Origin of the sequence: Haloarcula sp. JP-Z28, assembly GCF_011440255.1 — an archaeon.
In the GTDB taxonomy this organism is placed as follows: domain Archaea; phylum Halobacteriota; class Halobacteria; order Halobacteriales; family Haloarculaceae; genus Haloarcula; species Haloarcula marismortui.
Genome location: NZ_JAAOHT010000076.1, coordinates 1 through 20,605, shown reverse-complemented (window position 1 = coordinate 20,605; position 20,605 = coordinate 1). Strand labels below are relative to the sequence as shown.

Annotated in this window: 21 protein-coding genes and 1 pseudogene; 11 read left to right on the top strand and 11 right to left on the bottom strand. The window is 63.6% G+C overall.

What is annotated here, in order from left to right; translation table 11 throughout:
• On the bottom strand, positions 1-251 hold a 251-nt coding region (locus G9463_RS20030), incomplete at its 3' end, for an AbrB/MazE/SpoVT family DNA-binding domain-containing protein (protein WP_165897647.1).
• A 332-nt stretch (positions 252-583) separates the two neighbouring features.
• On the opposite strand from G9463_RS20030, the gene G9463_RS20025 reads away from it, so the two are divergent.
• The 7 genes from G9463_RS20025 to thiE are packed head-to-tail and all read left to right on the top strand — an operon-like array spanning position 584 to position 8,925.
• A complete protein-coding gene (locus G9463_RS20025) occupies positions 584-1,735 on the top strand; it encodes a substrate-binding domain-containing protein (RefSeq protein ID WP_165897646.1) in 1,152 nt (383 codons plus the stop codon).
• Positions 1,736-1,795: 60 nt separating this feature from the next.
• Positions 1,796-2,917, top strand: a complete 1,122-nt coding sequence (pstC, locus tag G9463_RS20020) for a phosphate ABC transporter permease subunit PstC (protein ID WP_121302436.1) — start codon at positions 1,796-1,798, stop codon at positions 2,915-2,917.
• Positions 2,914-5,568: a phosphate ABC transporter permease PstA gene (gene pstA / locus G9463_RS20015; protein ID WP_165897645.1), complete on the top strand. Its 2,655-nt coding sequence runs from the start codon at positions 2,914-2,916 to the stop codon at positions 5,566-5,568. Before pstC ends, pstA begins: the two co-directional genes overlap by 4 nt.
• Positions 5,561-6,502 carry a phosphate ABC transporter ATP-binding protein PstB gene (gene pstB, locus G9463_RS20010; protein ID WP_004958581.1) on the top strand — a complete coding sequence of 314 codons (942 nt, stop codon included), beginning with the start codon at positions 5,561-5,563 and terminating at the stop codon, positions 6,500-6,502. Before pstA ends, pstB begins: the two co-directional genes overlap by 8 nt.
• Before the next feature lie 2 nt (positions 6,503-6,504).
• Positions 6,505-7,182, top strand: coding sequence for a phosphate signaling complex protein PhoU (gene phoU, locus G9463_RS20005; protein WP_121302438.1), 678 nt, complete (start codon positions 6,505-6,507; stop codon positions 7,180-7,182).
• Between the two features lie 2 nt (positions 7,183-7,184).
• Complete coding sequence (locus G9463_RS20000) at positions 7,185-8,246, top strand: phosphate uptake regulator PhoU (RefSeq protein WP_004958577.1); 1,062 nt, start codon at positions 7,185-7,187, stop codon at positions 8,244-8,246.
• Positions 8,247-8,289: 43 nt separating this feature from the next.
• Positions 8,290-8,925, top strand: coding sequence for a thiamine phosphate synthase (gene thiE / locus G9463_RS19995; RefSeq protein WP_165897644.1), 636 nt, complete (start codon positions 8,290-8,292; stop codon positions 8,923-8,925).
• Between the two features lie 92 nt (positions 8,926-9,017).
• On the opposite strand, the pseudogene G9463_RS19990 reads toward thiE, so the two are convergent.
• Together G9463_RS19990 and G9463_RS19985 are read right to left on the bottom strand one after the other, a co-directional pair.
• A pseudogene (locus G9463_RS19990) lies at positions 9,018-9,317 on the bottom strand (hypothetical protein).
• 77 nt (positions 9,318-9,394) lie between these two features.
• Complete coding sequence (locus G9463_RS19985) at positions 9,395-9,649, bottom strand: glutaredoxin family protein (RefSeq protein WP_004958572.1); 255 nt, start codon at positions 9,647-9,649, stop codon at positions 9,395-9,397.
• 84 nt (positions 9,650-9,733) lie between these two features.
• Between G9463_RS19985 and G9463_RS19980 the strand changes: the two genes are divergently transcribed.
• Both G9463_RS19980 and G9463_RS19975 read left to right on the top strand, forming a co-directional pair.
• The gene (locus tag G9463_RS19980; RefSeq protein WP_165897643.1) at positions 9,734-10,675 is read left to right on the top strand and encodes an oxidoreductase; all 942 of its coding nucleotides are present in this window, start codon (positions 9,734-9,736) and stop codon (positions 10,673-10,675) included.
• 83 nt (positions 10,676-10,758) lie between these two features.
• Entirely contained in the window at positions 10,759-11,835 is a 1,077-nt protein-coding gene (locus G9463_RS19975; RefSeq protein ID WP_004958565.1) for a CNNM domain-containing protein, read from the top strand.
• A gap of 44 nt (positions 11,836-11,879) precedes the next feature.
• Here G9463_RS19975 and G9463_RS19970 read toward each other — a convergent pair whose 3' ends face one another.
• Both G9463_RS19970 and G9463_RS19965 read right to left on the bottom strand, forming a co-directional pair.
• A complete protein-coding gene (locus tag G9463_RS19970; protein WP_165897642.1) occupies positions 11,880-12,182 on the bottom strand; it encodes a cupin domain-containing protein in 303 nt (100 codons plus the stop codon).
• Between the two features lie 55 nt (positions 12,183-12,237).
• Positions 12,238-13,470 carry a DUF2238 domain-containing protein gene (locus G9463_RS19965; RefSeq protein WP_165897641.1) on the bottom strand — a complete coding sequence of 411 codons (1,233 nt, stop codon included), beginning with the start codon at positions 13,468-13,470 and terminating at the stop codon, positions 12,238-12,240.
• Between the two features lie 152 nt (positions 13,471-13,622).
• Between G9463_RS19965 and G9463_RS19960 the strand changes: the two genes are divergently transcribed.
• Positions 13,623-13,802, top strand: a complete 180-nt coding sequence (locus G9463_RS19960) for a ribbon-helix-helix protein, CopG family (RefSeq protein ID WP_004958557.1) — start codon at positions 13,623-13,625, stop codon at positions 13,800-13,802.
• A gap of 28 nt (positions 13,803-13,830) precedes the next feature.
• Here G9463_RS19960 and G9463_RS19955 read toward each other — a convergent pair whose 3' ends face one another.
• The 3 genes from G9463_RS19955 to G9463_RS19945 all read right to left on the bottom strand — a co-directional run bounded on the left by G9463_RS19955 (position 13,831) and on the right by G9463_RS19945 (position 16,882).
• A complete protein-coding gene (locus tag G9463_RS19955) occupies positions 13,831-15,066 on the bottom strand; it encodes an MBL fold metallo-hydrolase (protein WP_007189275.1) in 1,236 nt (411 codons plus the stop codon).
• Positions 15,067-15,475: 409 nt separating this feature from the next.
• On the bottom strand, positions 15,476-15,781 hold the full coding sequence (locus G9463_RS19950; RefSeq protein WP_004958552.1) for a hypothetical protein: 306 nt from the start codon (positions 15,779-15,781) through the stop codon (positions 15,476-15,478).
• 237 nt (positions 15,782-16,018) lie between these two features.
• The gene (locus tag G9463_RS19945; protein ID WP_165897640.1) at positions 16,019-16,882 is read right to left on the bottom strand and encodes a sulfurtransferase; all 864 of its coding nucleotides are present in this window, start codon (positions 16,880-16,882) and stop codon (positions 16,019-16,021) included.
• A gap of 264 nt (positions 16,883-17,146) precedes the next feature.
• Here G9463_RS19945 and G9463_RS19940 point away from each other — a divergent pair, with 264 nt between their 5' ends.
• Positions 17,147-17,941, top strand: a complete 795-nt coding sequence (locus G9463_RS19940) for a sulfurtransferase (RefSeq protein WP_165897639.1) — start codon at positions 17,147-17,149, stop codon at positions 17,939-17,941.
• 31 nt (positions 17,942-17,972) lie between these two features.
• Here G9463_RS19940 and G9463_RS19935 read toward each other — a convergent pair whose 3' ends face one another.
• The 3 genes from G9463_RS19935 to G9463_RS24100 form a co-directional block, all read right to left on the bottom strand.
• Entirely contained in the window at positions 17,973-18,977 is a 1,005-nt protein-coding gene (locus tag G9463_RS19935; protein WP_165897638.1) for an AI-2E family transporter, read from the bottom strand.
• Positions 18,978-19,041: 64 nt separating this feature from the next.
• A complete protein-coding gene (locus G9463_RS19930) occupies positions 19,042-20,124 on the bottom strand; it encodes a geranylgeranyl reductase family protein (protein ID WP_165897637.1) in 1,083 nt (360 codons plus the stop codon).
• Positions 20,125-20,147: 23 nt separating this feature from the next.
• Positions 20,148-20,605, bottom strand: a 458-nt coding sequence (locus tag G9463_RS24100) for a DUF5518 domain-containing protein (protein WP_240150090.1), incomplete at its 5' end; no start/stop codon positions are given.

The following is a 20,605-nucleotide window of genomic DNA, read 5'->3' as shown; positions in this document are numbered from 1 at the left end:
ATGATGTCGAAGCCACTGACGTACATCGTCATCACCGCTCGCGTGAGTTCGTGCCTGTTTTCGAGTCCCTCCACGTCGAGACTCCCTTCTACGCGGCCGTTGTCCCGCTGTGGAGCGAGCAGCAGCAGGTCCCGCTCAGCGTGGAATTCGACGACGCTGCCCGCGCTCACGTCGTTTTCTGTCGCCCACTCTTTGGGTAGTGAGACGGTGTATGTCGACCCGCCCGTCACCTGGACCTTGCGTGTCTCCATGTGACTGACACTCGTTCATGCGATGATATAAATCCACTCATATCTATATACTGTATTGGAGTTCTAATATTTGGGGACATATTCGCCGGCTGGACGCCGACTCTTCGGCAATTTTTGCTGGCAGTGGCGGCGAAGACGGCTAACACGCCGAGATACATAATTATCCTTCATATTCGACGTATTTGGGTACTTGGAGGCCTAAATCAGACGAATAAGCTATTATATTCACACCTGTTTGCGAGTGTTTGTCATACTAATTCTATATAGTAGTAACCCAATAGATATAGCTATCTTAGCAGATTACTTATTAGCTGTCCTGTTGGCTTCTGTTGATGGCGCACGACTCAAACGGGCTGTCAGAGTTCGTATCGCGGCGGAAATTTATCGCAACGACAGGTGCGACCAGTATCGCTGCGATCGCCGGTTGTTCCAGCGGCAGCGGCGACTCCGAGTCGGACGGGAGCTCCGGCGAGAGTGCGGACACCGAAGCGGTGTCGACGGAGATGGAAGCGACCGAAAGCACCGACGAGGGCGGTAGCTCCGGCGGTACCACCGCACTCGAATCCGGTGGCTCCTCGACGGTGTACCCTATCGCCAACACCGCGGCCTCGTACTGGAACGCAAACCGGCCGGCCAGCGACAGCGAGTACTGGCCACACGGCGAGTACGATATCGACACGGAAAAGAACCTCGCGGACTACTGGGGCGGTCTCTACGGGTTCGAGGCCGGCGGCGAGGACGGGCCGCCGTTCCAGTTCACTGTTGGCCTCTCTCACTCTGGGACCGGCGTCGAGAAGGTCATGAACGGCCAGAACGACATCGGGAACTCCTCCGGGAACGTTGAGGACGAACTTCCGGACCGTGACTCCTACGACCAGTTCATCGACCACGTCGTCGGTGTGGACGGCCAGCCACTGGTCGTCTCCCAGGAGATCGCCGATGCCGGCGTCGAGCAGATCACCGGCGACCAGCTTAAAAGCCTCTACAAAGGTGAACTCACCAACTGGAGCGAACTCGGCGGCCCGGACCGCGAGATTCAGGTGCTGGGCCGTGTCAAGGGCTCCGGGACGCGAACCTCTTTCGTCTCCAACGTCTTCGGCAACCCAGAGGAGGACACCTCTGTTGCCAACCGATACGGGCAGAACCAGCGCCTCGCGCAGGCTGTCGCACAGGCCGACAACGCCATCAGCTACCTCGCGCTGGCGTTTATCGACACTGACGGGCTGGCTCCCATCGCGCTGGAGTGGGAAGGGACGACCTACAGCTATCAGGACGACCAGAACGGCCTCGACTCGAAGGCCTACCCCCTCTCGCGTGACCTCCACATGTACACGTGGGAAGGCACCTCGAAGAAAGAGGCCGCGGTCATCAACATGATCCTGTCCGACTTCGGTCAGGACACCTTCGTCGCGCCGAACAACTACTTCAAGCTCGGCGCACGCCGTCGCGAGGAAGAGCGCGCCAAGCTCCCCGACCAAGTGTAATCGCCCACGGCTCGGACCACATCTGACAGTTATCGGCCGTATCGGTCGATTTTCCATACTATGACAGAGGATATACCTACAACGGAGGGCGAGGCGGTGTCGGGCGGGGACAGAGTCGACGGGTCGACGCTCGCCGTCGTCACGATAGCGACGACGCTGGTGGCGACGATTCTTGTCTTCCTGTTTCGGCCGGCGCTGGCGTTGCCCATGCTGCTGGCATTCGTGTTTGTCACGGCGGTCGGCTGGGTCACCTATCAGGCTGAGGTTGCACGCCTACTCACGCTGGTTGCGACGGTGCTAACGGTGTTGACCGTCGCGTTCATCACGTTCTTCCTGTTCGCAAGCGCACTGCCAGCGTTTCTCGAACGTGGACTTGGACTGCTGTTGATCCCGGAACAGGGCGGGGACGCTCGCTGGTTCTTCTGGCTCGAATCCGTGCTGCCGTCGGACTCGACCTACTGGAACCCCCTTAGCGGGGCGTACTCGCTGATACCGATGATATGGGCGACAGTGGTCGTAACCATCATCGCGGGTGCGGTTGCGGGGCCGCTTGGCCTGTTCGGCGCGCTGTTCATCGCCGAGGTCGCCAGCGACCGCCTGCGGGAACTGATCAAGCCCGGCGTGGAGATTCTGGCCGGCATCCCCTCCATCGTCTACGGGTTCATCGGCTTTCAGGTGCTGAACGGCTTCATTCAGACGAACTTCCTCGATGACGGGGCGAGCTTCCTCATCGCGGGGATCGTCGTGGGCGTGATGGCGCTCCCGACAGTCGTCTCCGTCGGCGAGGACGCTCTCTCCAGTGTCCCCCAGTCGATGGGTGACGGCTCCGTCGCCATGGGCGCGACCGAGTGGCAGACGATGAAGAGCATCTCCATCCCGGCGGCGTTCTCGGGCATCTCCGCGGCCGTCATTCTCGGCCTGGGTCGAGCCATCGGCGAGACGATGGCCGTCGCCGCGATCATGGCCTCGGGGACACAGTTCGCCGACCCACTGTTCGACATCTTCGACGCGAACGCGACGCTGACCAGCCTGATCGCGACCCAGTACGGGAGCGCATCCGAGAGCACCGTCGACGTGCTGTTCGTCGCCGGCGTCATGCTGTTCGTCATCGTCGCCGGGATGAGCATCGTCTCGCAGTACATCGAGCGGCGTATGCAGCGGAAACTGAAGGGGCAACAATGAGTGACGCCTACGCGACTACGGACCGACTCGTCAGTGCAGACTCGAACAGCTACGACCGGGGACTGGATACGGCGATCGCACTGAGCGTCGTCGGCTTCACGCTCGGACTCATCACGCTGGTGAATCTGGTCCCGCCCGGTGCCAGTGGCAGTGCCCTCACCACGGCGCTCGGGACGCTACTTGCTGTCGTCGTCGGCGCGGTCGGGATCACCGGCCTCGCCTCCTACACCAACGTCGTCCCGGTCACCTCACAGCGAGTGCGCGGCATCGGGCTGGGCCTCGTCGTTTCGACGCTTGCGCTGACCGCGCTTGCCGCGGTCCTTCCCGTGACGATGGCGACGCTGCTTGGAACCGTGTTGCTGGCCGAAGCGCTGGCGATCACTGCCGCCGGTGTCTCCTCCCGACTCGAACTCGTGGACACGGAACCGAACATGAGCGCCGGGCTGCTCTCCGGCGGCGCGCTCGGCGCGGTCGGCCTTGCTATGGGGGCTGCCATCGGCGGTGCACTCACCAGTGCCGGCTCACTTCTGTGGCTCGTCGGGGCTGTCGTCGCCGGCGTCGGGCTGTTCCTGCTGGCAATTCTCCCTCGCGAGGACCTCGGTTCGACGCTCCCGACAGCCATCGTGGTCGGCGCGCTCGGGCTGACAATCGTAACCGGCACCATCGGCGTCGGCTGGCAGTGGAACCCGCAGACCCTCTCCGGTGGCTTCACCGGCGGCGCGGTCATCCCCGTGTTCCTTCTGGTCGGGACGCTCCTGTCGGCCTGGTCGGCCGCCAAGTGCCGGGCCGGATTCGGCGCTCGGGGCCGGGAGTACGGGGCCTTCCTCGTCATCAACCTCAACGCCTTCCTGATGGTGGCTGTGATGGCGACAATCGTCGTGTTCGTGACGTTCAAAGGCGTCGGCTATGCCTTCCACGGGCTCTCGGTCGGTGCGCTGACCGCGCTGGTCCTCCTGACGCCAGCCCTTCTCGCCGCGGTCCAGTTCGCTCGCACACCTGCGGGCACGAATGACTGGAACACCGGCGCTCGACAGCTATTCCGCGTCCTCCCACTGGCGGCAGTCGGCGCGCTTGCCGCGGTGCTCGTGAGCGTGCTCGTCACCGGGTCGCCGCTTCGCTACTCCTACGCCTATATCGTCCAGGTCAACCGACAGGGACAGCCGCTCGATACGGCACTTGCGGTGACGCCCGACACGACGATTGGGACGTTGCTGCTTATCGCGCCGGCGCTGCTGCTCGCGGTCACCTTCTTCCGTTCGTTCGGTTCGCTCCGAAAGGTCGGGACACAGTCCGAGCGGGCCGGCTCGATTCGACAGGCCGTCCCGACCGCGGTTCTCGCGCTCGTCGTCCTCACCGGCTTCTTCCTCGTTTTCGGCCCCGCTCCGTTCGGCCTGCCGCTCGGCGAGACGCTCGGCTTCGCCGCCGTCGTCGCTGGGTCGGTCGCCGCGGGCGGTCTCGCAGTCTACCCGCTTGTCGGCGTGCTCACAAGCGACGGGCCGACGCTCGCGGACAGCGCACAGTCCGAGGCGCCGCTGTTCACGCTGGGTGTGTTCGGCGGACTCGGGCTGTTGCTGGCCGCGCTGTTGCTCCAGCCAGTCGCCGGCATCAATCCACTGGTCGGCCCGGTGAACCTTGTGCCGGCAATCGCACTCGGGGCCGCGGTGGCCTCGCTCGCACTGGCAACGCTCACGACCGTCGCAAAGCGGTCCAGCGAAGAGACGATCACCCGCCGGCTCCTGACCGAGGAGACGCGACTCGGACTTGTCGGCACGGCCGGCTTCACTGCGCTGGTGGGCCTGCACGTGGCCGTTACCGGCACGTCATTCAATGTTCTCGGCGTCTCCATTGCCAACGAGGGGAGCCTCTCGTGGCCGATGGTGATGCAGGCCTACATCCCGCTGGGGGCCGAGCCCGGCGGTATCATGCCTGCCATCATCGGCACGGTGTGGCTGGTCGTCGGTGCGACGCTGTTCGCGGTCCCGCTGGGTGTCGGTGCAGCGGTGTTCCTCACTGAATACGCCGAGCAGGGACGGTTCACCGCGCTCGTCGAAATCGCAACGAACGCGCTCTGGAGCACGCCGAGCATTGTCTTCGGCCTGTTCGGGGCGGCGTTCCTGATTCCCCGACTGGGCGGTGACGAGTCCCTGCTGGCCGGGATGCTGGTCCTTGGGTTCATGCTCTTGCCGCTGGTGCTTATCACCTCGCGGGAGTCGATCAAGGCCGTCCCCGACGAGTATCGTGACGCCAGCGCAGCGCTGGGTGTGACCCAGTGGGAGACCATCAAGAGTGTCGTCCTGCCGGCGGCGATGCCGGGCGTCATCACCGGTGTCATCCTCGGCGTCGGCCGCATCGCCGGCGAGACTGCTCCGCTCATTCTCGTCCTCGGGTCGACGCTGAACGCGACGGCTGCCGTCGATGTCATCGGCGGCTTCCGCTTCGTATCGGGGCCGCCGTTCATCGCCAACGACGCCTTGCTGACGGCCTCAGCGTCGCTACCGACGCAGGTGTGGGCCGTTATCGCGGCCGGGGTGTCTGGGTCGCCACAGATGGGGTGGGCGACGGCGTTTATCCTGCTGATGGTTGTTCTGACGTTCTACGCGGTCGGTATCACGGCGCGGACGTACTTCCGGAGGAAACTCAACTATGAGTGATAGCATCAACACGGAGCCGAGCACGGACACGCAAACGAACGGCGAACGGACGGTCGAAACCACATCGCCGAGCGCTGAGACGACGGCCGGTGAGAGCGAGGAGCAAGTCCGCGACGAGTGGCGGCACTACGAGTTCGACGGCGACACGAAGCTCTCGGTCGAGAACCTCGACGTGTGGTACGGCGACGACCACGCCCTCAAGGACGTCTCGATGGAGATCCCGGAAAACAGCGTCACGGCGCTCATCGGCCCGTCGGGCTGTGGCAAGTCGACGTATCTGCGGTGCCTGAACCGCATGAACGACCGCATCAAGGCCGCCCGCATCGACGGCTCGGTCGAGCTGGAGGGCACCGAAATTTACGACCCTAACGCCAACCTCGTCGAACTGCGCAAACGTATCGGAATGGTGTTCCAGTCGCCGAACCCGTTCCCGAAATCCATCCGGGAGAACATCTCCTACGGTCCCCGCAAACACGGCGACATCAACAAGGGCCTGCTCGCACGTCTGTTCGGCCGCGACGACACGGAACAGGAGGGCGAACTCGTCGAGCGGTCACTGAAACAGGCTGCCCTGTGGGAGGAGGTCAGCGACCGCCTCGACGACAACGCGCTCGGTCTCTCGGGCGGCCAGCAACAGCGGCTCTGTATTGCCCGTTGTCTGGCTGTCGACCCTGAGGTCATCTTGATGGACGAGCCGGCGTCGGCGCTTGACCCCATTGCAACGTCGAAAATCGAGGACCTCGTCGAGGAACTGTCGAAGGACTACACCGTCGTCATCGTCACCCACAATATGCAGCAGGCGGCCCGCATCTCAGACCAGACTGCCGTGTTCCTCACCGGTGGCGAACTCGTCGAGTACGACGACACGGACAAGATCTTCGAGAACCCCGAGAGCCAGCGTGTCGAGGACTACATCACCGGCAAGTTCGGGTAACTATGTCACGCGAGTCGTACCAGCAACTGCTGGACGAACTCCGGGAGCACGTGGTCGAGATGGGCGACCTCGTCGTCGAGCGGCTCGAAGCGGCGCTCACTGCGCTCCGGACCGTCGACCGGGAGATGGCGCAGTCCGTCATCGACGGCGACGACGAAATAAACGAGCTGTATCTGGCCCTCGAAGCCGACTGTATCGACCTCTTTGCCCTCCAGCAGCCGGTCGCGACCGACCTCCGCTTTGTCGCCGCCTCGTTCAAGATTATCACCGACCTCGAACGCATCGCGGACCTCGCCACGAACCTCGCAGCGTACGCACAATCTGCCGACCGTCGACTCGCTCCCGAGGTCGACGTCGACACGATCGGCCGCGAAGCCACTGAGATGGTCGAGCGCAGTATCGATGCCTATCGGCGTGAAGACGTCGAGGAATGCCGCGCTATCGCGGCTGACGACGACGCGCTCGACGCGCTCTGCCAGCGGGCCAGCGAGACTGTCGCTCGGGACCTCATCGAACGAGAGGCCGACGGCGACGACGGCTGGGCGGTTGAGCAGTTGCTTGATGATGTGTCCCGACTCCTGCTGACGGTTCGAGACCTCGAACGCGTTGGCGACCACGCGGTCAACATCGCGGCACGCACGCTGTACATGGTCGAAACCGACTCCGAACTCATCTACTAAGCATGGAAACCCGAAAGATACAGACCGTCGGCGGCGGGACGTACACGGTTTCACTACCGAAAGAGTGGGCCGAATCGGAGAACTGTACGGCCGGAACGACGGTGAACCTCCACACGCACATCGACGGGCTACTCGTGATTCAGACACCCGAGTCCCGGACCACGCCGCGGAACCGCGTCACCCTGGAGGTCGGAAACGACGACCCGGCGGAAATCGAGCAGTTGTTGCGAGCGGCCTACGCTGCCGGGGTCGAGTCCGTCGTTCTTGAACTCCCCGACGGCTACAGCGACGCGCAACACCGGGCCATCGAACGCGTCACCCGAAACCTGACTGGCGTAACCATCGCCGAGGAGACCGAAACGCACGTGACGGTCCAGACGTTGCTCGACGCCAGCGAGGTGTCGGTCCGGCAGTCGGTTCGCCAGCTCCAGTTCGTTGCCCTGTCGATGCACCGGGACGCGATGGCTGCCCTCACAACCGGGACGACCAGCGACCGGTGGGGTGACCGTGACGAGCAGGCCGACCGGCTGCACGCCATGATCGACCGCTACTTCGAGCGGGGCCTGGCACGGCTTGATGAGATCGATGCGCTCGGGCTGACGCGTCCGGAACTGTTCACCCTCTGGGGGACCGCGAACGAACTCGAACGCGTGGCCGACCACGCCGAACGCATCGGCACCATCGCCGACCAGCTCGACGGCCAGCCAACCGGTTCCATCGTCACAGCCCTCGAAGATATCGCTCAGGACGTTCGCACCGTTGTTGAGGACGCTGTCCGTGTGATCATTGGCGACGCCTGTGTCGACACCGCCCGACAGACGCTGGCCACGCGCCGGGCCGTGCGCCAGCAGATAACGAGCCTTGACCGCCAGCTGTTCGAATCGGGCGACGCCGACTACCGGCTCACTCGCGCCCTCGATAGCCTCGCCAGAACAGCCGAGCACGGTGGCAACATCGCCGAGTTCGGTCTTCGGATGGCCGTCCGAGACGGCGCGCTCACCGCTTCCGAGGCCGGTACCGACGACGCGGACACGACGAGTTCAACAGCCGAAACAGAGTCCTGACCTAACGCACAGCACACAAGGGCCATCGGTTCCGACACTTGCTATGGTCGACTGGGACGTGTATCTCGTCACGCAGGCGTCGCTCTCGGCGGGCCGGACAACCGATGAAATCGTCGCGGAGGCGATCGAGGGCGGCGTCGGCGTCGTCCAGCTCCGTGAGAAGAACCGGACCGCACGCGAACGCTACGAACTCGGGCAGGAACTGCGAGAACTGACCCGCGAGGCCGGCGTCACGTTCGTCGTTAACGACCGCATCGACCTCGCACAGGCCATCGACGCCGACGGAGTTCACCTCGGCGACGACGACCTCCCCGTTTCTGTTGCCCGGGATATCCTCGGTGACGATGCGGTCATCGGGCGCTCGGTCTCGACCGTCGAAGACGCCCGGGAAGCGGCGACGGCTGGTGCAGACTACCTCGGTGTCGGCGCGGTGTTTGCCACTGGCTCGAAAGACGACATCGACGATGATGAGTACGCTGTTGGCACCGACCGCGCCGCCGCAATTGCCGAGGCAGTGGACATCCCCTTTGTCGGCATCGGTGGCATCACGGCCGAGAACGCCACTGCGGTCGTCGACGCCGGGGCCGACGGTGTAGCTGTTATCACCGAGATTACGAAGGCCGACGACCCGGCGGCGGCGGCTGAAGCATTACACAGTGCCGTCGAGCAAGGACGATAGCACCGGCCAGCCCGTGGTAGCCGTCGGGCAGGGGCGATAGCACCGGTCTACCCGTGGTCGCCGTCGAGACGGCCCGGGTCTGCGAGTGGTGCTCAGATACCGAGGAAGCCGGGCACGACGAGGGCTACAACGACGATACAGAAAAACACGAGAATCGCGATCGAGCGCAAGACGCCGGCCAACTGCCGCCTGTGCTTTGGCAACGCCTCAGCAATGCCCGCTAATCCGGTTCCGACGACCATAGCGAGTAACCAGGTGGCCGCGGCAGAACCGTCGGTACTTCAGGCGGACACGTAGAGACCGGCGAAGACAAGCGAACCAGCGAAGTGGATGAGTGCAATCCGTGGCCCGGACGGTTCGCTGAACACGGTGTTGCTGATACTGGAGGGCATCAGCGACGAAACGTATCCCAGAATTAATAAATTGCGGTGGGAGCCGCGACGGACGGCCTGTCGGGAGCCCGAGGCCGCTACGCCGACTGCTGCAGTTTTTCGCGCAACTGTCGCTCGGTGACGTGATACTTGAACGCCGGCGACCCGTCAACGAAGACGTAGGGCACGCGTTCGCCGTATTCCTCGCGGAGGTCAGGGTCCTCGTCGACGTCAACGAGGTCCAGTTCGATGGCGGCCCCCTCGTCGTCGGCGACCCGCTCGATTGTCTCGATGGCCTCCTCACAGAGATGGCAGTCCTCCCGCGTGTAGACGGTGATCGACACGTCGCTCATCACTGGAACACGGGGGCGACGGCATAAGACTCTCACTCTCTCGCCGGCGATGGGTTTCAGTGTCTCGCGCCCGTATCTGCGTCAATGACAGGCTGGACTATCGAAGATATGCCCCCGCTGAGGGACCGAACTGTGGTCGTGACTGGTGCGAACAGCGGGCTGGGACTCGAAGGCTCAAAGGCGTTCGCTCGCAGGGGTGCAACGGTGGTGATGGCCTGCCGGAGCGTCGAACGCGGTGAGTCGGCCGCCAAAGAGATTCGCGATGCCGTTCCGAACGCGACGCTCGATGTTCGAGAGTGTGATCTGGCCGACCTGTCGAACGTCGCGGCGTTCGCCGACGGCCTCCGGGCCGACTACGACGCTGTCGACATCCTCTGTAACAACGCCGGTGTCATGGCGATTCCCCGGAGCGAGACAGCCGACGGCTTCGAGACGCAGTTCGGTGTCAACCATCTGGGCCACTTCGCCCTGACCGGGCACCTGCTCGACTTGCTTGGGGCCGCTGACGGCGAATCCCGAATCGTCACGCAGTCCAGCGGCGCGCACGAGATGGGCGAAATCGACTTTGATGACCTCCAGCGTGAGCGCTCCTACGGGAAGTGGTCAGCCTACGGTCAGAGCAAGCTCGCAAACCTCCTCTTTGCCTACGAACTCCAGCGGCGGCTGGGCAACCACGGCTGGGACGACGTGCTAAGCGTCGCCTGCCATCCGGGGTACGCCGACACCGACCTCCAGTTCCGCGGGCCGCGGGAGATGGGGTCGACGCTGCGAACCGCGGCCATGGGCGTTGCCAACGCCGTCTTCGCCCAATCAGCCGAACAGGGCGCGCTGCCGATGCTGTACGCCGCCACCGCCGAGGATGTCATCGGCGGCGAGTACGTCGGTCCCGGCGGACTGTTCGACATGCGCGGCTCGCCCGAGTTCCAGCAGTCCAACGATGCGTCACAGGACGAGGAAACCGCCGAGCAGCTCTGGGCGGTCTCAACCGACCTCACCGGCGTGGAATACGATTTCGAGCGTACTTGAGGACGGTCGACGGTGCTGCCGCGACGCGAGCGGGACCGGCAATCCCCACTTTTTCCCCGCCAGACCGTGAACCCCGCCGGCACATGCAACCAGTCGAAGTCACAGTCAGGCTGCTTGCAGGACTCGCCCTGATCCTCGCCAACGGCTTCTTCGTCGCCATCGAGTTCGCACTGACGCGAGCCAGACAGTACTCCGAATCGGAGTTCGACGAACCCGGTCTCCGGCGTGCCTGGGAGATGACTGACGATCTGGAGATCTATCTCACCAGTTGTCAGGTCGGCATCACCGCCTCCAGCATCGCCGTCGGTATCATCGCCGAGCCGGCGCTTGCGGCCATCTTCGAGCCCTATTTCGAGTCGTCGGTTCTGGCCGGCGTCGGTGTCGGCGGTGCTATTGCGTTCCTCCTCATCAACCTCGTCCATCTCACCCACGGCGAGCAGACGCCAACCTATCTCGGTGTCGAGCGCGCAAAGTTCGTCTGTCGGTACGGCGCGACGCCGCTGTACTACTTTGCGTGGCTCATCTCGCCGATTATCGCCGTTGGTGACGGCGTTGCCAAGTGGACACTCGGGCTGTTCGGTGTCGAAATGTCCGGCGCGTGGCTCGAAGCAGAAGTCGATAGCATCGAGTCCCGGGGCGAGCTGCGAAACGAACTCGGCTCCGTTCTGGACCGCGGCGACGTATCCGACGAGCGCCGCGAGGAGGTCCTCTCCGCGTTCCGCGTCGGCGACCGCGAAGTCAACGAGGTGATGGTCCCGCGGGAAGACATCGTTGCGTTGTCGCCTACCGACGACGATGCGACCAACGCCGAGCGGATCGCCGAAACGCCACACACCCGCTACCCACTCGTCGGTGAGGCGCTCGAAGAGTTCCTCGGCATCGTCTACATCCCTGCGCTCGTCGACGAGCGCGAGGAGCAGGCCGGCAACGGCGGCCTGCTTGACCGTATCGACCTCGAAGCCGTCGCCTCACCGCCGATGACGATGTCGCCGGACACAACCGTCAGCGACGCTATCGACCAGTTCCAGGCCGAGCGTCAGGAACTCGCATTCGTCCTTGAGGACGGCGACGTTGTCGGGCTGGTGACGGTCACGGACCTGCTCGAAGAGGTCGTCGGCGACATTCAGGACCCGATGGACGCCGAAGCTGGCGTTGACTGACGCTGAACGCATTTTCGGGCCGACGACACCGAAACCTGAGGCGGCTATCGCGGCGGCGTGTAGAAGTTGACCGTCTCTAGGGGCTCGGGCCCGTCGTTTTCGATGCCGTGGCGTTCGCCGGCCTCGATGCGAATGAGGTCGCCGGCGTCAACGTGGTGGGTATCACCGTCGACAGTGACGGTGCCGGTACCGCTGACTACGAACAGCCACTGGTCGCTGTCAGCGTGGTAGTTCTCCGGCCCACCCACGGACCGGCCTGGCTCGATAGTCATCTCCGCAGCCTGTGCCTCCGCAGTCTCTATGACGACTTCGAAGTAGCGGTCGAACCCGAGATGCGCCTGCTCCATACGTTTCGGTCCGTCTGTACGGTAGAATCGCTTTCGGGAGAGCGACAGCAGGGACTCACTCACTGCTGGTGAGCCGCCCGACCCGCCCGCTGAGCCGGGCTGCGAGCCCCTCGAAATGGGCGGTGCTCCAGCCTGCGACGATGAGTGCGCCAATCGTATTGAACACGAGGTCGTTCACGATGTCGCTCGTTCCGTACTGGGCGAGGACCGCTTCGCCGCCGACCATCGACGCGATGCCGCCGCTGGCAAATTCCAGGATCTCCCAGCCGACGCCCACCGCGAGGACGAACAGAACGACGAAGGTCGCGCGGAACTTCCTGTTGAAAGCAACCGCACCGGAGTGGCGTTCGACTGCTCGTGCGACCGCGTATCCCACGCCGGCCACGAGCGATGCCGAGACGGCGTGGGCCAGACTGTCGTACCAGCCAAACGCTCCGTACAGTTCGAACGCGCCGGCCGCGTGCAGCGTCGACGCCACTGTGATCCACAGGACGAGGCCGGTGTCCATCGCGTAGCCGTACTCCCGGCGGAACAGCGCCGGCAGGAACGTTATCGCTAGCGGGCCGCCGCTGTTGACGAACAGCGTCACATTGCCCTGCGCAAGTGCGAATGCAGATAGTACACCGAGGACAGCCTGTAGCGCACGGGCAGCGATGCGATGGTGCGTGCCGTTTCCAGGAAGGGACGCGTCCGGCTGGTCAAACTCCGAGGCGTCAGCTCCTGAGACGCGCAGTCGGGCGATGCGGGTCGACCGCTCGAAGTACAGTTCAAACACGACCCCAGCGACGAGACCGGCGGCTGCCGCAGTGACGAGGTCCCACATCAGCTCTGTCTGTCCATCGAGAAACGCGGTCCCCAGTAGCGTGTCGGCCGCATAGATACCGACCGCCCAGACGCCCGCGACGGCCATCGTCACGATGACGACGAACACCGTCGCGAACCGCGGCGTCATCGTCAGTGAGGTGCACGCATCAAGGACGACGGCCAGCAACAGTGCGACCCCGGCGATCACGAGAAACGGGGTGACCTGCGGGAAACCGCCAACCGCCCGGACGAGTACTGGAACCGCGACCAGTCCGAGTAACTCCGCGGGCACCGTCGTTTCGAGGTCCCGCGTGGCAAACGGAACCGTGACCGCAATAGCGACGAGGAGTGCCGTGAGCACTGCCCAATCGAAGTGGCCACCGGCCGCGAACCGTTCGACGCCCCCGATGAGAATTCCCGTTACCGCCCACGCGCCGAGCGCGTCGAGCCGGTGGGGACCGATAAGAGACTGTAGCGAACCCATCACTGCCGTGGATACAACACGAGTCGTAATCAAAGCACGGCGGTTCCTGCAACCCTTCTGGAATTTTTCGTCGTCGCGGCCTCTGTCACACGACTGACCGACGGCTGTCTGACGAGGATATATTTCGCTGGCGGTCAAACTCCCCGTAATCAATGGACGAAGCGTTTCTGGACCTCGAATCGGTTGCGGTCGAACTGGATGAGGAGTTGCTCGACGCGATTGATGACAAGGCGTTCGCCGACCATCGCGACAACCGGGACGCTGCGGTCCGCGACCTGCTTGACGAATGGCTGAAACAGCGTGCTGCCGAGGATGCGGACGAGAGTATCTGAGCGGGACTGCGGTCGCATATACAACCGCCTACTGAATGGCGACGGTTGCGCCTAACTCGGGCGCTGTCGCGTCGTAGCCGTCCTCGCGGAGCGTGGTTGCAAAGGCCTCACAGCGGTCGCCGTGGTTCACGAGTACCGGCGTGTCACGGTAGCTGTCGAGATACGCAAACAGCCCGTCTCGGTCGGCGTGTGCCGAAAAGTCGTACTGCTCGACCCGTGCGCTGACCGGCATAATCCGGCCGTCTATCTCGGCACTCCCCGTCTCTAGCAGGTCCCGTCCCGGCGTCCCCTCGACCTGATACCCGGTCATCGTGATCTTGTTCATCGGATTCCCGCGGATTTCCGGAATGTACGTCATCGCCGGGCCACCAGAGAGCATCCCGCTGGTGGTGACGATTGCCGCCTTCTGGTCGGTGATACGCTTGCGCTGACCGTCTTTGCCCGTGACGAACCGGGCGTGTGACTTTGCCCGCTGAAGCGCGTCCGCATCACGGACGAACTCGGGGTACTGCCCGAGCATCTCGGTCACCTGCTTCCCCATCCCGTCGACGTAACACGGGATGTCGTGTGCCTCGCAGACGAGCAGCATCTCCTGTGTTCGACCGATTGCGAAGGCGGGCACGACGACGGTCCCGCCCTCCCAGAGCGTCGTCTCGACGCTCTCGACGAACCGCCCCTCGACCGTTTCTCTGGGGTCGTGGTCGACATCGGAATAGGTGCTCTCACAGATGACCGCGTCCGCGTCCGGACGGGCCGTCGTCCCGGCCACGAGGCGCTGGTCGTCGGTGTGGAAATCGCCCGTGTACAGCAGTCTGGTGTCGCCATCGTCGACGAGCACGTGCGCGCTGCCCGGAATGTGGCCGGCGTTGTAGAAGGTGACCTCGTAGCCGGCAGCCTCGAACGACTCGCGGTAGCCGTGGGTCTCCGACACCTGCGTCACCCGTCTGACGTTGGTTTCGGTAAACGGACAGTTGACCGTTCCCCCGTGGAGTTTGAGCGTGTCCCGCGCGAGCGTCATCGCCAGTTCGTACGTCGGCGGTGTCCAGTGAATCGGTGGCCGCGCGTCGCCCGACACCAGCGCCGGGATGGTCCCGACGTGGTCGAGGTGGCCGTGCGAGACGACGACGGCGTCCGGCGACGGGGTCCGCACCGGGAACTGTGGCGGCGAGTCGGTCAGCATCCCGAAATCCAGTAGCAGCGACTCGTCGATGAGGACGGCGCTTCGACCGATCTCATCCGCCCCGCCGAGAAACTGCACATCCATTATCGAGACGAAAGCGGCCCGTCCGTTTCCGTTCGTCGGTTCTCACCGAATCATGTCGCCGACCGCTGAACAGACAGAATACGTTTGAACCAGAACACGACGATATCTGGACGCTCAGTGGCTATAAACTATCAATGAGATGTTTTCGGATATGGTATTGTGTACAGATAACACATCTACTGGGCAGTGTTATCACGCTAGCATAAACAATTATTATACTCGGGGCTCATTATCTATTTGTCATGGCGACACGCCAGCAATCCCCGACGACGTACCACACGTGCAGTTGCGGTGAGGAGTTTGACACAACGGAGGAACTCCTCGAACACGCACGAGAGGCACACGGGCTTAGCGTACACTGACTGGCGTCGCGTCGTTTTTCATACGCAGAAATACCGACAGCGACAAGTCAGGATGTCTTGTCGATGTCCTGTCGCACACTGAACCGCGCGTAGCCGCCGTGTGAGAGGTCAAGCGCACCCAGCCACCAGTTCCACCGCTCGGCGAGTTGATAATCGTCGGGCGCGTCCGCGAGGTTGTCGACGACATCCTCAACGGTCAGTTCCGCCCCGAAGTCGGTCACGAACTGGTCCGACTCCGAAAGGTCCCGTGCCTGTCTGGCGACGACCGTGACGATATCCGAGTTGGCGTCGAAAGCATCGCGAAGTTCCTGTTCGAGTTCGGTTCGGTCCACACCCGGGTGTAGGACCCGCATCTGACTTGAATGTACGGTTGGGCACACCGCTGTCTGTCGAGGTCGGCGACTGACTGTTCGGTGCGGAGCCCTGTCTCAGCGACGCTCTTGCTCTCGAACAACGCTACAAAAATCAGAAAGTAAGCCGTCACCGCTTCGATTCGAAGCTTCGTGCGCTGTCGCTTACTCAGCTTCGCTCTTCTCCGCGGGTCGGCTATGCCTCCCCGCTCCGATTCGAAGCGCACTCCTGCGCTTCGCTTAGTCGTCCGCTTCGCCCTTCTCTATCGGCGCACCAACCAGATTGCCCCATTCGGTCCAGGAGCCGTCGTAGTTGATGGTGTCGTCGTAGCCCAGCAGTTCGTGCAGGGCGAACCAGGCGACGGAGGAGCGCTCACCGATGCGGCAGTAGGCAACTGTCGTGGAGTCGCCGTCGATGCCGTACTCGGCGTAGAGCTCTTCAAGTTCGTCGTAGTCTTTGAACGTCCCGTCGTCGTTGGTGACGGCCGCCCAGGAGATGTTCTGTGCGCCGGGCACGTGGCCGCCGCGCTGGGCGGTCTCCTGAAGTCCAGGCGGTGCGAGGATTTCGCCGGAGAACTCTTCGGGCGAACGAACGTCGACGAGCGGCAGTTCACGCTCGATGGCGTTCTCGACGTCCTCTCGGTAGGCGCGGATGGACTCGCGCGGACCGGAGGCTTCGTAGTCGACTTCGGAGAACTCGGGCACTTCGTCGGTGAGTTCGTAGTCGTTCTCAACCCAGTACTCGCGGCCGCCGTCGAGGAGCTTCACGTCGTCGTGGCCGTAGTACTTGAACTGCCAATATGTGTAGGCGGCGAACCAGTTGGAGTTGTCACCGTAGAGAACGACTGTCGAGTCCTCGCTGATGCCGTGGGCACCGAGCAGGTCCTCGAAGTCCTCCTTGTCGAGGATGTCTCGCGTGGTCTGGTCCTGCAGGTCCGTCTCCCAATTGAAGCCGATCGCGCCGGGCGCGTGGCTCTCGTCGTACAGTTCCGTATCGACGTCCACCTCTACCAGTCGGTGGGCGGGGTCGTCGCTCTGGAACTCGTCCAGATGCTCGCTGACCCAGTCGGCCGAGACGAGCACGTCGTTAGCGTAGTCAGTCATAATGCATCGAAGCGTAAGTCTACCAGACATATATTACTACGACTTTCGGCATGTTCGGCCACTCATCCACCGTGTAGGCAGATGTTGCCCCTACTGTCACGTGTTGTTACCCGATACTTCGGCCGCCCAGCAGACAGGGGCCATGGCGTGCCATGTCCGGATGTGAGTCAGGCCACTCTCTCGCGAGAGGCGGCAGCATTTGCATCCACCTTCGACCGGCTGTGATGGGAGTTTTCAAGCGGACGGAGCGGTAACGCGTGGATGATGACTGATTTCGTCTCTGCGGAGTGGGTGTCGAGTCGGGGCGACGACCTCCGGGTGGTCGACGTGCGGGACGCGTGGGAGTACGATGGCCTCGGGCACCTCCCGGGCGCGGTGAACGTGCCTTTCGATTCATTCCGGGCGGACGAACACGCCGCGGAGTCCGATGCCGGCGACGGAATGCTCCCCGACGAAGACGACTGGGCGGAGCTACTCTCAGAGGCCGGCATTACGCCGGAGAGCGACATCGTCGCGTACGACGACCACCACGGCGTCTTCGCCGCGCGGTTTCTGGTCACTGCGGAACTGTTCGGCCACGACCCCGACCGGCTACATCTCCTCGACGGCGACTTCTCCAGTTGGCAACTCGAACGGGAGACGACGGGCGAGACGCCGACCGTCGAGCCAACTGACTACGAGGTGACGCGACCCGACTCGACGCCGCTGGTCGGCCCGGACGCAGTCGCTGACGCCGCGGACGACCCCGATGCGGTGCTGGTCGATACCCGTGAGGACGAGGAGTATGATGCGGGCCACATCCCCGGTGCGGTGCTGCTGGACTGGCGAAACCTCGTTGACAACGAGACTCGTGGACTGCTTCCGCAAGACGAGGCGCTGTCCGTTCTCGAAGCCGCCGGCATCGTCCCCGAGAAGCGTGTCGTCCTCTACTGTAACACTGCCCGTCGCATTAGCCACACCTACGTCGTCTTGCGGCATCTCGGCTTCGAGCAGGTGGATTTCTACGAGGGGAGCCTCACCGAATGGGAGGCACAGGGGCGGCCGCTGGAGACGAACTGAGGCGTCGTTGCAACTGCTGGTGCGGTCAACATTACGTCAGCCGCTGCTGGTCCCCCTGTCGCTCGCTGGTCAGCAGCGACGACAGTTCGACCAGCAGCGCGATAACGACCGGCCCGGCGATAAAGCCGATGACGCCAAGTGTTAACACGCCGCCGGTGAACCCGACGAAGTAGAGACTGGCCGGGAGCCCGGTCGTGTAGCGGGCGAGTTTCGGCCTGATGACCGCGTCGGGGAGGAAGCCGACGAAGACGAGGCCGAATACGGTCACCAGTACCGCCCCGGTGATGTTGCCGTTGATGATATCCGCGACAGCGATGGTAAGGACGACCACGCTGGGGCCGATGACGGGAACGAACTGCAGGATGCCGGCGACGACCGCCAGCGCGAACGCGCCCTGATAGCCCAGCAGCCAGAACACGACCCACGCCACGACGAAGGTCCCGAACGCCGTCGCCGCCTGGAGAACGTAAATCGCGTACAGCGTCCCCCGGAGTCGCTGATGGAGTCGGTTGACGACCTCGTGATACGACGCCGGCACTGTCCGATAGACTGCCTTTTTTGGTGCCTGTGGCCGCCAGAGTATCGCGTAAACAAGAATCGAAAACAGCACGGCTTTCAGCGCCAGCACAGGCGATTCGGCAGCGAGGTCGACCGCGACGGCCGTGAGCGTCTCTCGGGCGGCTATCAGCGTCGGCGCAATCTCGACCGGGTAGCTAAACTCACCGACTTCGAGGGTCACCATCGGCGGGAGTTGCTGGAAGAAGGTAAACAGGTCACGACGGCGGAGATACAGCACGGCCCCGAGCGGGACGACGATGAGCGTGCCGCTGACAAAGGCGATACCCGTCGTCACAGCCGCTGACAGTCGCTTGTTGAGCCCGTGGCGTCCGAGCCACTCCGAAACGGGGAAGAGCACGTATGCGACCGTGATTGCGAAGAATATTGTCGAGAGCACTCGCGCGAGCAGGACCGTCGTCAGGCAGCCGGTAAGAACGAGCAAGCCCGCGAGGACGTAGGTTCGTCGGCGTGTTACCACGCCCGCCCTTTTCCAGCGGTCGGTAAAAACGTTACCTGCACACGATAGTTCGGTAACACGTCCGTCAGGACCGGGAGAACAGCGCTGCTAACTGCTCCCGGGAGAACAGCGTCGTCGGCCGGTCCATGTGGACGCCGATCTCGCCTTCGAAGGCTTTCATCCCGGCTTTCTGTATCGGCTCCGGCGCAGAGTAGCCGGCCCGAACCGCGTGGCCGAGGCGGATTTCCTGCCGGAGGTCGTCGCGCCACGCCCGCTCGTACTCGCCCAGTGTCGCCGGGTCCTCGGGGTCTATCTCTCGGGCTGCGTGGTCGGCGGCGGTCATGCCGTAGCGGATGCCGCCGCCGGTGAAGGGCTTGGTCTGGGCCGCGGCGTCACCGATGAGGAACGACCGTCGGCCGGTGACTCGCTTCGGCGGGCCAATCGGGATGAGTCCCGAACAGCGGTGGTCAGTTTCGACGCCGTAGCCGTCGACGAATTCCTCGAAACGGCCGCGGGCGTCATCGCCCGGCGGCACCGCCAGTCCGTACTCAACACCGGCCTCGCCCCGCGGGATGCGCCAGGCGAAAAACCGTGGGACGGTGAGGTGTACGTCGACGAAGTCGGTGTGGTCCACCTCGTCGCTGAACCCGAGAACACCATGCAGCAGTTCGTCGGGCTCCGGGAGGTCGAGTTCCCGCCGGACGCGGCTCTTCGGGCCGTCACAGCCGGCAACCATCTTCGCTCGGTGTGTCTCGACGCCGTCGTCGCCGCGGACTTCAACGGTGACGCTGTCCCTGTCTTCGGTGACGCCGACGACGGAGTGTTCCTCACGAACGTCGGCACCGGCGTCGCGGGCCACTTCCGCGAGGTGCTTGTCCAGGCCGACGCGGTCGATGACGTTCGAGATGACCTCGTCCTTGTAGAAGGGATGGTCCTGACTTCCGGGACCGCCCGTGTGAAAGCGTGCGCCGGAAATCTCGTTCTGGAACAGTTCGTCGCGGGCGTCCTCGGTGAATTCCCAGATATCCGTGCTCACGTGGCCCGAGCAGGCCAGTGGTTTGCCGATCTCTCCCTGTTCGAACACCACCACGTCGAGCCCCCGACTCGCCGCCTGACGCGCGTACCGGGACCCAGCCGGACCCGCGCCGACCACCACAACATCGTACATACACGTTCTCTCGGTGTCACGAATCAAATAGCTTCTTGATTCATACAGACTGCTGTCCCTGTTTCCGGGACGACCGCCGGGTCAACTCCCCGCCGTGGGGACCCGCGGATGGCCCTGTTGCTCAGCCAGCCGCCGAAACGGCCGGCCAGGCCACCGACTACCATCGGGAGCAAAAGCAGTAGCACACCAACAACGAGGGCGAGTCCGACGCCGACGACCCGGAACCAAAGCGGATTCGGAATCGTTGGGATAGCCACTAACAGCTCTTTCAGCGACCAGAGCGCTGGAACGCCGCCAATGAGTCCGGCTCTAATTCCGGCGGCAGTCCCGACCCCACCGTGACGTTTGACCAGACGCTCTTGCGAAGGAGATTGTTGATAGCGAGAGCAGCGGCTGAAAGTCGAAGAGGGCAAGGGCACCGCGCTAGCGGTGCCCGATATGTTCCCAATAAGCCGGTTCGTGTCGGAATCGGCTGCAGCGG